Genomic DNA, 11488 nt, shown 5'->3' with positions numbered 1-11488 from the left:
GCACGAATTCGACCTTAGAAGGACGGCAGTTGCGGCATGGGACGCCCGGTCCATTTCATGGCAATCTTGTCGAGATCACCGGAGATCTTCATCAGATAGATCGCGGTATTCAGCCACTGGCGCAGCTCGAAATCCTCCATCTTCGTCGCCATGGAATTGCCCTGCTGAAAGAAAGTGAAGCCGACCTGCAGGCCCGCATCCGGTCGCTGCTTGATGATTGCTTCGCCAACCGTCGAAGGTAGCGCCACCGCATCGGCCTGGCCGGCGATCAATGCCTGAGCACTCGTGGAATCGTCCTCATAAACGACGATCTCCAACCCCGGCACCGCCGCTTTGCGCAGAGCCGTCTCCTGCGATGAACCACGGTTCACTGCCACCCGCTTGCCCTCAAGGTCCGAAAGTTTCGCAAACTTCTGATCGGGGCCGGAAATGATGTCCATGTTGAAGGCGCTATAGGGCTGAGTGAACATGACGGTCTTCGCCCGTTCGCCCGTGGGTGCCAGCGTCGCGACGAGGAAATCCACCTTGCCGGTTTGAAGCGCGGGAATGCGCGCCGGCGGCGTCAAGGGAACGAGTTCCACTGGAAGCGACAGATACCCGGCGATGAGATTGGCGACGTCGACGTCGTAGCCCGTCGGATTGCCCTTCTCGTCGACCATTCCCATAGGCGGCGCACCCGTCAGCACGCCGATACGTACGGTTCCGCGGGAAATAATATCGTTGAGCGAGGCGGCATGCACCTCTACCGACGACAGCAGGCAGGCCGCGGCAAACCCGACGGCCGTTGCCATCGTGCGCAGGGACTTCGAAATGCTCATTGCTTCTCCTCCATCTTGTGACTACCGTTTCCTCCGCTGTCGCTCCTCATGGACATTTTCGCGGATGAAAAATCCCAACTGTTCTCGGTAACATGCCTGCGGTGCTAAGCCTTGAGTGTGTTGCGGCAAGCCTCCAGCGCCGCCGATATCAGCTATCCTTTACTGAATGAGCCCGTCTTTCTGCCCTTCTGCGACTCCCTGCCTCGCTCACGTTTTCCGATTTGTTAAACGCAATAATGCATGTTATCGGTATCATTGCAAGCCGACAAAATGGTTCGGCGGAATTGAAGCGGTCTGAAGGGGGAGGCTCATGTTCACACGCTCTGCGATTTTCGAGGGTAAAATTCATGCTGGACGCGAGGAGGAATTCTTTCGAATTGTCGAGGAGCGGCTGATGCCCGTCTGGAAGCGTATGCCGAATGCGCAGGCCATTCGCGTGATGAAGACGGTGGAGAGCGATGCCGAGGCTGCGCCCATTATTATGGTGCAGGAAATTGACTACCCATCGATCGAGGCCGTAGAGGAAGCGCTTGCCTCTCCGGTGAGGTTGGAGGGACGTGCAATCACCGACGAGATGATGACGATGTGCGATGGGCGCTTCTACCATCTGGTCTATAGCCGCGTTGCACGAAGCTAGGAGCCCGAGACCGGTGGCACCGCCTTCAGAATCATCCCGAAAAGCAACAATGAGCGATGTTTCGCGCCTTGCGGGCGTCTCGAAAATGACCGTTTCCCGTGTGCTTGCGGATCCCGAGCTGGTATCGGAAGCCACACGCACGCGAGTGATGAAAGCCATCGACCAGCTGGGCTATGTGCCGGACCGGATTGCAGGATCCCTGTCCTCGCGCCGCACGAACTTCGTTACCGCGATCTTGCCAACGCTGACGAACGCCAACTTTGCCGACACCGCGCAGGGACTGGCGGGGGCGCTGCGCGCGGCTGATTACCAGCTCTTGATCGGCTACACCATGTACAGCCTGAAGGAAGAAGAGCTGATCGTCCGCGCGATGCTGGCGCGGCGGCCGGATGCGATCGTGATCGCCGGGACAGTGCACACCAAGGCCGCCAACGAGATGCTGTTGCGCGCCGGCATTCCGATCGTCGAGATCTGGGACGTGCCGGAACACCCGATCGATCATGCTGTAGGCTTTTCCAACTACGAAGTCGGACGGCTCGCTGCCCGCCACCTCATTTCGCTCGGGCACCGCCGCATTGCAGCCCTGGGATCGCGCATCGATGGCGATGCGATGGACCTGCGTGGCGAGGCGCGACTTCAGGGTTTTGCGGCCGTCTTGAGGGAGGCAGGAATTGCGGACGATTTGGTGATACGTGAGGGTTCAGCGCCTGTTTCCTATGACCACGGCGCTCGCACCCTCGCCACGCTGCTTCAGCGCGCGCCCGACGTCGAGGCCGTTTTTGCGGTCTCCGACATTTCTGCTGTCGGGGCGTTAATGGAGTGCCATCGGCGCGGCATAAAGGTGCCGGAGGCCCTTTCTTTGATCGGCTTTGGCGACTTCGACATTGCCCGCCAATGCGTGCCGGCTATTTCAACGATCCGCGTTGATGCCGCGATGATTGGACGAAAGACCGGGGAACTGCTCCTGTCGATCCTGGAACGAGACAACGCCAGCGCTCCCATCACCCAATCTCGGATCGATATCGGGTTCGATTTGCTCATACGCGAAACGACCGCCCCGCGGGAACCCGGCTAATCACGATCAGACCCCACGCATAGGCTCGTTCTGCGCGACTCGAACACGGCTTATCGGCTTTGCGTGTCCTTAGCACCTGAAGGCGCACGAGAACTGAAGAAGGCTCCGCTGCTGGTTGGGAGCTGGCTGAACTCGTCAACTTCGCTGGCGAGGGTTTGCCCCTGTACATTTGGGAGGGACTTGCAAAGGACGGTCAGGATCCTTGGGAGGTTGGTCGCGCTCGGCAAGTAGAAAAGGTGCGCGAAGGCCAAATCGTGGTTGTGGACTTTGGAGACGGTGCCGTAGCAAGTCTGACCGGATACACAATCGGCTCGGAGCCCAAGCCAATTGGCGATGACTTCCCTGCCCTGTTTCGGCCACTTCAAGAACTAGAGAACAAGGCACTCGAAAACTGGTATGTCAATGTCCTGGCCTGCTATCCCGGATACCGAGGGAAAGGGCTTGGTTCACGGCTACTTAATCTTGCAGAACAAATAGCGCGGGAAGAGGCGCTTCGTCGGATGAGTGTCATCGTCGCCAACAACAATGCAGGTGCAAGACGGCTATATGAGCGGCATGGCTACGAATAAGCTGCAACACTCCCCTGTGTGAAGGAAGGGCTGGGACACCTATACAGAGCACCGGGTGCTTCTGATCAAATCGCTCCGGCCAGTGGAAGACTGCTAAGTCTGCAACCACGCCGTTCCGGCAGATGAGGCGAAGGGCAAAGTCCGACCCGTTGCTGCCGCTGCTCGTTGTCAACCTGAATGCCGCGACTGTGTTGAAAAAGCGGTCATTGAAGCCGCGCAGAATTCGTTTGGAGTTGTTGAACTATCAGGAGCGCCATAGAAACGTCTCTGCCACTTTCAGATAAAAACTAAGAAGAGAGGTGCATGGACAATGGAGCGGGTCGTAGATTGAGCCAAAGCGACCTTTTAGCCGAATTCGATTGTCATCGGTTATCTACCGGCCCTGGCTCTCGTCGTCAGATGCCCTGCTTCACTGCAAGAACGAAAAGATGATCGGTCGGCGGATGCTTCAGCCTCTTCCCTATCCAGCGGCCGATCCTGCTGTCGATCCTTTTCGCTACGCGCAGGGGGCGCGGTAGGCGGCGGGTCGGCATCAGCCCGATGACAGCGCCAAGTCCGTGCGGCACGTAAAGGAGATCGGGCAGATCGTCCTTCGACTGCGGGCTGAGAAAGTCTATGGCATAGAACGGGCTTGCCACCGCATGACCGAAAAACTCGTGCGAGGGGTCAGTGTCGAGTCGAGTGATTTTGTAACCGGACTGTCTCAGGAGGCGGCTCATCGAAGTCTCGGTAAACAGGCTGACATGACTCGGACCTGTGAAGTGCCCGGAGTATCGCGGGAACAGGTGCGAAGGCAAGTTGCGAACCGAATCGGTTGTTACAAGCAGTGTGCCACCCGGCTTTAGGAAGCTCGAAACGACGTCGATGAACTCGCGCGGGCGCGGAACGTGCTCGATGACCTCGACCAGGAAGATCAGATCATACTGACGTTCGCGAAGCTGATCCAGCGCGGAGGCGATTTCTAGCCCGTAGCGGCTACGTGCGACGGCGACACTCTGCTGGTTGAGTTCCAGCCCCTCGACATTAGTGTAGCCACGCTCGTCCCGCATGAGAGCAACCAGGCTGCCGGGCCCACATCCGAAATCCAGTATCCTTGCGGATCGATCTATCTGGACAAGGTCGGCAACGCGGCAGACATCCGAGAAGCTCGCACTGTAATACCGGTCACTAGGGATTCGCTCGGCTTCCAGGCTTCTGTAATTGTTATAGAAGTCTGAGTTGTAGAATCGTTCGAGGAAGGCGTTGCTCGGAATCGGATTCGCAAAGGTGAAACCGCAATCCCTGCAGCGTGAATAGCCGATGTGGCGCAGCTTCGGCAGACGCGATAGTGAACACGACAGGCAGACCGGACAAGCACTGACCTCTTCCCAGTCATACTTCACGGCTGTCGCGTTCTTCTCGGCCAAGCTTGGCGAGGGGCGGTACGGCCCGACGCCGGCAGTTTCAACGGTAGCGGCCATTGCATGCTCCTTATCCGAGAACTCATAGAACTTAACCGATTTCAACTCGGTGCCCCTATTCGAACAATAGCGGTAGGAGCGTCAGCTATGCGGGCGGGGCTTGCCATTGTCTGGGCAAACGTCAATGCCGTTTTCGCGCAACAAAATGGCTTCAGGACGGAGTGGACGAAGGCCCTCGCGATCCAGTCGTTGCCAATAAGCTTCACCGGCGACCGCCTTCCGCCGACTCGGAAGTTGGCAGGAGAACAATCAAATGTCGGGAATGCGGAAGTCGTAGCAGTTGAACGGTAGTCTCTTCTGGACAACACTCGCTCTTGAAAGCCAAGGCGCTGACACAGAAAATCCACGCAGGTTCAATTGGGACAGGCTGCCAGGGCGTTAGACCAGATGAGCGATTTACGGCGGCAAAGCCGCTAGGTTTTCCTTGTCAAACGGATTGGTTTGGAAAGGAAGAAGCTTATGGAAAGAATGGTTTATGTCGGCCTTGATGTTCATGCTGAGACGATTGCCGTTGCGACAGCGGATGAGCCAGCAGGATGTCGATATCGGTCGTGATCTTCGCTCCGTTCCGCGAAGGGGTCTTGCTCTTGCCGAGCGAGCAGAAGCCCCGCTCCTGCTCCCGCCGCGTCGCAAGTAAGACCGGGTGTGCAAGCGGAGGGCAGATTCGCGAGTGAGTGGTGCGGGCGCATAAGCGCAGCGCGGAGCGACGGTCTCCGCTAATCTGCTTGTAGTGCGTTGAGGGCTGGCCAGCGGCCACAGTCTTGCCTTTGAGTGATCCGTGACGTTCACATCCGCAGTAGACGACGGCCCCAGGTATCCTCGATTTGAATCTATCGCTGCGCAGGCGTTGAGAACAGCACCAATTGGTGTTATTTCTGATGCAATGCGAAAGGAGGCGCACATGCGGTCAACCATCAACATAGACGACAGCCTCATGGAAAAGGCGAAGGCCCTGACCGGCACGAAAGAAACGGCGGCGGTCGTCCGTCAGGCGCTGGAAACGCTGGTTCGCATGGAAGCAGGCAAGCGTCTGATCGCCTTGGGCGGCACGATGCCCGACGCGGAGGCTGGTCCGCGGAGGCGGGCCGAAAAGTGAGGCTGGCCGACACGGGAATCTGGATCGACCACTTCCGCCTAGCTGATCCGCAGCTAATCCAAACGATCGAAAACGATATGCTGCTCTGCCATCCCGCCATCGTTGGCGAACTTGCGTTGGGCAGCTTGCACAATCGTCTGGTCACGCTCGGGTTCTTGGCGGTCCAACGGGAGGTCATCATCGCCACGCACGATGAAGTCATGGCAATGATCGACGAGCACCAACTTTACAGCATGGGCATAGGCTACACGGACGCCCATCTGCTCGCGTCAACTTTAATCGACAGCCGAGCCGAGTTGTGGACGCGAGACAAGCGGCTGCGCAGGGCGGCAGAAAAAGCGCGCGCGCGGGTGGTTTCTGACGGTACTGTGCCCAACTAGGGCCGGGAAATAGGAAGAGCAGCATAGCCCCCAATGCTCCCCGGAGTCGCACGTCAAGGTAGAGCGCACCGACTGTCAGCGAGACGTCGCGAGCTATTTGCGGCCCGATAGCGGCATAACGCCGAAGGAGGTCATCAACCTGCTTCTCGATCGGCTGGACGGACCACAGACGAAGGAAGCTCTAGGTGGAAGCTTCAGATCATGTCCGCCTTTGTCGGAAGAGATCACACGTCTGATCCGCGGCCGAAGGTAGGCCGTATGGCCGCTGACGGGGAGATTCGACACGACCGCATTTGACCGAGTGCCGTCGTCGAACCGATCACGCTGGAGATCAGTGCGCCGGCTGCGGCCATAACGACCAAGACCGCCTTGCTCCCCCAGTGGTCCGCAGCCATTCCACAGGCCAGCGTCGACACGGCGCCGGAAAGATGGAGTGCCTCAGCGCACTCGTGAAGTCGATACAATTGTGTACGATTGATACAAATCGCCCGCAAAGTGCCGCGATCCATCCATGAGGGGGCGCGAGATATGGCTCGCGATATCGCCAAGACGGAAGCCTACGTGACCTCGAGGCGACAGAGAGAAGATCGAGATGCTGTTTGCCCATTTTCAAACGGATTCTCAGGCTGGATCGGTTGCGATTGCGAGGACCGAACGGCGCGAGGGATGAATTCCATCTCGGAGCCACAGCCCAAAACCTCTGAAAGCTCTGCAAGCTGATCCCGATGCCGGCACCCAAACCCGTATAGCCGGCACGAACCACCGCAAATTCCGCTTGATCGTTTATCGCCTCAAGACGCCGGCCGAGATCATGCAGGCTTTTGTAAACGGAATCAGGCCCTATCCGGACATTCGTCCGCCCCTGGGACCTGCGGGCCAACTTTGCGGCTGCAGCAAGCAGGTGCGCCAGTGCGGCACCTCGGGTCTAGTTCAACACACGGTCAGCACCAACGTCGGTCAGCGCGTGAACAGCGATACTGTTGACCGGAGCGCGGACCGCTCCGGCAGAAAGAAGCCTATGCCTCTTCAGGAATGCGAGCGATGACCTTGATCTCGAAATCGAAACCGGCGAGCCAGTTCACACCGATTGCGGTCCAGTTGGGATAGGGCGGACTGCTGAAGATCTGATTCTTGACGGCCATGATGGTCTCGAACTGGTTTTCCGGATCGGTGTGGAACGTGGTCACATCAACGATATCGTCGAAGGTGCAGCCCGCCGCTTTCATCGTTGCCCCGAGGTTGTCGAAGGCCAGTTGCACCTGACGCCCGAAATCAGGTTCGGGCGTCCCATCGGAACGGGCCTCGTAAAGTGCATGCCTATTGGCAGGAAAAATTGCGTCGCGCTGCGTCATCTTTTAATCCCTCTTCATCGTTGCTGGGTGGCACTCAACGAGCGGAATGCTAAGCTTCGGGAGCTTCACACGCTGCCGCATCATTTGATATACGCCATGTATGTGAAGCATCGAGCATACGCGGCGTATATCAACCCATATACGCCACCTATGTGAAAGGCAGGCGTCACGATGATGACAAAGCGACGCGTCGAGATGATGGAGGAGAACCGCGAAAACCTAATCGTGGGCCGCGCGAAAGGCCTTTGCTGCTGGCCGAGGGTGCGGCCTATATCGAAATGGCGCTCGCTCCCGAAGTACAGCGTATCGTTCTGCTCGACGGGCCTGCGGTCCTCGGAGATCCGTCGGGTGGCGTAACACCGGACTTGCGCCGTCTACGAATTTTATCAGAAGAACTTTGATGACGGCCGCGGACAATACTCTGGACCTAGCTCAGATCAGATCAGATCAGAGTAAGCCCGCTGCCTTTCAAGGAAGGCATCCGCAAGTTCAAATGCGGAGAGTCTGAAATTGACTTGCTGCTCCAAAGCGGAAGGTCTCTTTTCCGGTCTAGTCCGGCCGCCCGTCGCGGATCATCGAGAAGTAGTCGTCGAGGCCGACCTGCCCGCCCTTCAACGCCACCTCAATACGGTCGACACGCGGATCTGCGCTGTGAACGGTGCAAAGAGGAGAACCGGGTGACTGTGGCAAGGGCAGCCGCAAGGTCAGCGCATCGACGGAAAGCTGGGTCAAGGCATGGCTCGATGTATCGCCGCCGGCGATGACGGCTCGACTAAGTCCGGCGCTTGTCACCAGTTCCCGCAGAAGCATGCCGAGTCGCTCACCGATCCTGTGGCGCGAGCCATCCTCCAGAGGTATGGCATCGCCTCGGTCAGCCGAGGGTCCTAAAGCCGTGTAGAGGATCACGCTCCGGCCGGCGGCAAGACTCGAAAGGCCACGCGCGAGTGCGTCCTCGAGCGCGGCGCCCCCGTCTGGCGCAGCAAATGCGATCGCATCGAGCGCTATGCCATCAAAGCCGTTCTCGATAGCATGCCGAATCTGCCGTTCGGTCGTGGGCGACACGCTTCCGGAAACGACGGCGATCCGGTCGACAGGGCCAGGTGCGGTGTAGACGGGCGCTTCGGCAATGAGCCCGAGCCGGTGCCACTCGCGAACCAGCGCATATTCCAGGCCTGACGAGCCGCAGGCAAACTGCCCGTCCGCAGCGCGCTTGCGCCAAATCTGCCGGCCGACGGCCGCCTGGCTCTCCCCATGGGCGACATCGAGGAGGACGATGCCATTTCCGTTAGCGAAGGTGCGATCGGTAATTGCATCCGCATCGGGCGAGCCGAGTTGCGCGATGTCGACCAGCCCCGTGCGCAATGACGTCTGGCGCGACAGGTGCAGGCGAATATCCGCCTCGTCCATAGGCGTGACCGGATGGCGGCTCATGACCGGATGCCGGTCGATACGATAAGTTTCGCCGCGAAAGGCGGCGAAGAGATTGCCGAAGGCAGTGTAACGACGGATCTGTGGAGCGCCGACGACGAGCGGCACCGGCGCATCACCAAAAACATCGCGGCCGATCTCGATCGCCTTGCCGATATTGCCGACAGCGGGGCTGGAATCGAAGGTCGAGCAGACCTTGTAGTGCGTGATCGCGGCGTCCAGCGACTTCAGCCAGGTGAAAGCTGGCAGGAGGTGCTCAGCCATCCAGGCCGGCGTCTGGCTGCGGCTCGTGCCCGCGAGACCGAAGGCGCTGCAATTGGCAAAACGTTGAAGAAGCGCGGCATCGGGGATCTTGAGGAACAGTGCCGTGTTGACGCCCTGCGAGGAGAGCGCCTCCATCACATCGGTGGAGCCGGTCAGGTCGTCGCCGTAATAGCTCAGCAATGGTCTCTGCATTCAAAATCTTCCGTGCTGCTGAATTGAGGTCGATCAGGCGCCTTTGCCGGCGGCGAATTTCTCAAGCGATTGGGCGAGTTCCGGGTGGTCCTTGGCATAGTCCGCAAGCGGAATGCCCGCAACCGCGGCCTCCCAGGCTTGGCGAACGGCCTTGACGCCCGCCCCCGCCCCACCAGGGTGGCTGACGATCCCGCCGCCGCACAGATAAAGCAGATCGGTCGACTGCCCGGTACGGGCGTATGTCTCGGGCGCCTGCCCACCCCACTGACCGGAACCGACAACTGGCAGAGGGCAATCGTTCTCTGAAAAAAGCGGCGTGCTGATCGCCTTGAACGATTTCACGAAGCTCTCGTCCGGTTCCCAATATTTGACGCGGATGCCGTTGATTTGGAACTGGTCCACCCCGATGAGCCGCCAGAACTGCTGCCAGACGGAGAACTCCATTCCGAGACCACCGTGGCGCGTGAGGATATCCCAGCCGTTGCGATGAGCATGAAGAACGATCCCGGAGCGCTTGCGCAGGAAGGCGAAGCTGCCCATGCCGATCGAATTGATGTTGACGACCCCCGCATTGCCGCCTGCCGCAACCACCAGGTCGTGATTGCGCATCATTTCATCCGGATCGGTGTGGGATATGCCGAAGGCGTACATGACTTTCTTGCCGGTCTTCTGCTCGTGATCGAGGATCTTTGGCATGATAGCGGCGATCCGATCCTTGAGGGGCGAATAGGCGGGGCTCATGAGCTTTTCATCGTCCTTGATGAAATCCACGCCGGAGGAAAGCAGGTCGTTCACGAGTTCCGCCGTCTCCACGGGCCTCAAGCCCAGCGCGGGCTTCACGATCGTGCCGATGATCGGGCGGCCCTGAACGCCCGTCAGGCGACGGCTTCCGGCAATGCCGAACTCCGGACCGGGATAGGCTGCAGCGAACTCGGGCGGCAGCTTCATATCGACGACGCGGATACCCGTCATTCCCTTTATGGAATAGACGCCGCCGATGGCGATGGTCATCAGTGCGGAGAGATCGGTGCCCACGGCGTCGAGGGGGAAACAAATATCGGCTTCAGCCCGATTGAAGCGTCGCGCGTCCCCCGCCTCGTCCGGCAATGAGGGTCTGTCGGTCGGCTCCAGGTGCCGAATGGCAACGACACGCGCCGCAACCCGAGCCTTCAGCTCTTCCGTTTCGCCGGGTATGGGCACGAAAGTCCCGGTCGATTGGTCGCTTGCGATCTTTGCCGCCAGCGCCTCGACGTCGCCGGGGCTTTCGATGCGGTAGGTAATGCGTATCACGGGCGAATTCGCCTTTACGGAATGAGTAGCTTCTTTTGATCAACTGGTATAATGAGTATCTCAGTTGCGCAAGAGGAAATCGCGACTGCGCGGCCGCAGGTGGTGCGTGATTTCCTCTCTACCGAAAACGTGCATATAGAGGATCGACGCAACAGCCGTGGAGTTCACATGGTCATTCAATCGGAACCGATCGTTCGCCGGAAGCTTTCCGATGAGGTCTTCGCGCGGCTGAAAGCGCTGATCGAGAGCGGTGAATTGCAGCCCGGCGACGAGATGCCATCGGAACGGATGCTGATGGAGCGCTTCCAGGTGGGGCGCCCCGCCATTCGTGAAGCGATGCAGGCGCTGGCCAATATGGGCCTCGTCGAGATTTCGCACGGCGAGCGTGCGAGGGTCCTGAAGCTCACCGCGAAATCACTGCTCCGGCAGGTGGACGTTGCCGCCAAGATCATGCTTTCGGCCTCCTCGGACTCGCTTGAGCATTTGAAGAGCGCGCGCATCTTCTTCGAGCGCGGCATGGTACGCGAGGCGGCAAGCCGGGCGGGGCCTGCGGATATCGCCGCGCTTGAGGAAACGCTGAAGCGCCAGCGCGCCGTACTTGGCGATTCCGAAGCCTTTATCGCGGCCGATATGGCCTTTCACACCCGCATTGCGCAGATTTCCGGCAATCCGATCTTCACCGCCGTCAGCGAAGCCATGCTCGGCTGGCTTAAGGAATACCACACGGAGATGCTGATCTGGACCGGCCGGGAGAATGTGACGCTTTCCGAGCACGAGGAGATCATCGACTGCATCCGGCGCGGAAACCCCGATGAGGCCGAACAGGCGATGATCAAGCACCTCGAACGCTCGCGTGCGCTCTACGCACCCAAAGGAAAGCCTGAGGGCCAAAACGCGTAGCGGACCCGCGGTCACGCGACGCCTTAA

General features: G+C 59.2%; 11 protein-coding genes and 2 pseudogenes. 8 read left to right on the top strand and 5 right to left on the bottom strand.

Annotated features, from left to right (window positions below; translation table 11 throughout):
* Positions 1-14: 14 nt before the first annotated feature.
* Complete coding sequence (locus PYH37_RS01445) at positions 15-818, bottom strand: transporter substrate-binding domain-containing protein (protein WP_280731684.1); 804 nt, start codon at positions 816-818, stop codon at positions 15-17.
* A 310-nt stretch (positions 819-1128) separates the two neighbouring features.
* Between PYH37_RS01445 and PYH37_RS01440 the strand changes: the two genes are divergently transcribed.
* The 3 genes from PYH37_RS01440 (at position 1129) to PYH37_RS01430 (ending at position 3099) form a co-directional block, all read left to right on the top strand.
* Positions 1129-1455 carry an EthD domain-containing protein gene (locus PYH37_RS01440; protein ID WP_280731683.1) on the top strand — a complete coding sequence of 109 codons (327 nt, stop codon included), beginning with the start codon at positions 1129-1131 and terminating at the stop codon, positions 1453-1455.
* 49 nt (positions 1456-1504) lie between these two features.
* Positions 1505-2530, top strand: a complete 1026-nt coding sequence (locus tag PYH37_RS01435) for a LacI family DNA-binding transcriptional regulator (RefSeq protein ID WP_280731682.1) — start codon at positions 1505-1507, stop codon at positions 2528-2530.
* A gap of 155 nt (positions 2531-2685) precedes the next feature.
* Entirely contained in the window at positions 2686-3099 is a 414-nt protein-coding gene (locus tag PYH37_RS01430) for a GNAT family N-acetyltransferase (RefSeq protein WP_280731681.1), read from the top strand.
* Positions 3100-3494: 395 nt separating this feature from the next.
* Here PYH37_RS01430 and PYH37_RS01425 read toward each other — a convergent pair whose 3' ends face one another.
* Positions 3495-4559: a class I SAM-dependent methyltransferase gene (locus tag PYH37_RS01425; protein WP_280731680.1), complete on the bottom strand. Its 1065-nt coding sequence runs from the start codon at positions 4557-4559 to the stop codon at positions 3495-3497.
* Positions 4560-5460: 901 nt separating this feature from the next.
* On the opposite strand from PYH37_RS01425, the gene PYH37_RS01420 reads away from it, so the two are divergent.
* The 3 genes and pseudogenes from PYH37_RS01420 to PYH37_RS01410 form a co-directional block, all read left to right on the top strand.
* Positions 5461-5655, top strand: a complete 195-nt coding sequence (locus tag PYH37_RS01420; protein WP_280731679.1) for a type II toxin-antitoxin system VapB family antitoxin — start codon at positions 5461-5463, stop codon at positions 5653-5655.
* Positions 5652-6035 carry a type II toxin-antitoxin system VapC family toxin gene (locus tag PYH37_RS01415; RefSeq protein ID WP_280731678.1) on the top strand — a complete coding sequence of 128 codons (384 nt, stop codon included), beginning with the start codon at positions 5652-5654 and terminating at the stop codon, positions 6033-6035. The genes PYH37_RS01420 and PYH37_RS01415 overlap by 4 nt, the downstream gene beginning before the upstream one ends.
* Before the next feature lie 489 nt (positions 6036-6524).
* Positions 6525-6739: pseudogene (locus PYH37_RS01410) on the top strand (transposase); the annotation flags it as partial.
* A gap of 312 nt (positions 6740-7051) precedes the next feature.
* On the opposite strand, the gene PYH37_RS01405 reads toward PYH37_RS01410, so the two are convergent.
* Positions 7052-7387, bottom strand: a complete 336-nt coding sequence (locus PYH37_RS01405) for a RidA family protein (protein WP_280731677.1) — start codon at positions 7385-7387, stop codon at positions 7052-7054.
* A gap of 248 nt (positions 7388-7635) precedes the next feature.
* Here PYH37_RS01405 and PYH37_RS01400 point away from each other — a divergent pair.
* Positions 7636-7734: pseudogene (locus PYH37_RS01400) on the top strand (TetR/AcrR family transcriptional regulator); the annotation flags it as partial.
* A 202-nt stretch (positions 7735-7936) separates the two neighbouring features.
* Here PYH37_RS01400 and PYH37_RS01395 read toward each other — a convergent pair.
* Both PYH37_RS01395 and oiaX read right to left on the bottom strand, forming a co-directional pair.
* A complete protein-coding gene (locus PYH37_RS01395) occupies positions 7937-9271 on the bottom strand; it encodes a four-carbon acid sugar kinase family protein (protein ID WP_280731676.1) in 1335 nt (444 codons plus the stop codon).
* A gap of 33 nt (positions 9272-9304) precedes the next feature.
* On the bottom strand, positions 9305-10561 hold the full coding sequence (gene oiaX / locus PYH37_RS01390) for a 3-oxo-isoapionate-4-phosphate decarboxylase OiaX (protein WP_280731674.1): 1257 nt from the start codon (positions 10559-10561) through the stop codon (positions 9305-9307).
* A 168-nt stretch (positions 10562-10729) separates the two neighbouring features.
* Between oiaX and PYH37_RS01385 the strand changes: the two genes are divergently transcribed.
* Positions 10730-11461, top strand: a complete 732-nt coding sequence (locus tag PYH37_RS01385; protein ID WP_280731673.1) for a transcriptional regulator NanR — start codon at positions 10730-10732, stop codon at positions 11459-11461.
* Positions 11462-11488: the final 27 nt, after the last annotated feature.

The sequence above is a fragment of the Sinorhizobium numidicum genome (assembly GCF_029892045.1).
In the GTDB taxonomy this organism is placed as follows: domain Bacteria; phylum Pseudomonadota; class Alphaproteobacteria; order Rhizobiales; family Rhizobiaceae; genus Sinorhizobium; species Sinorhizobium numidicum.
This window is presented reverse-complemented; position numbering and strand designations above follow the sequence as displayed.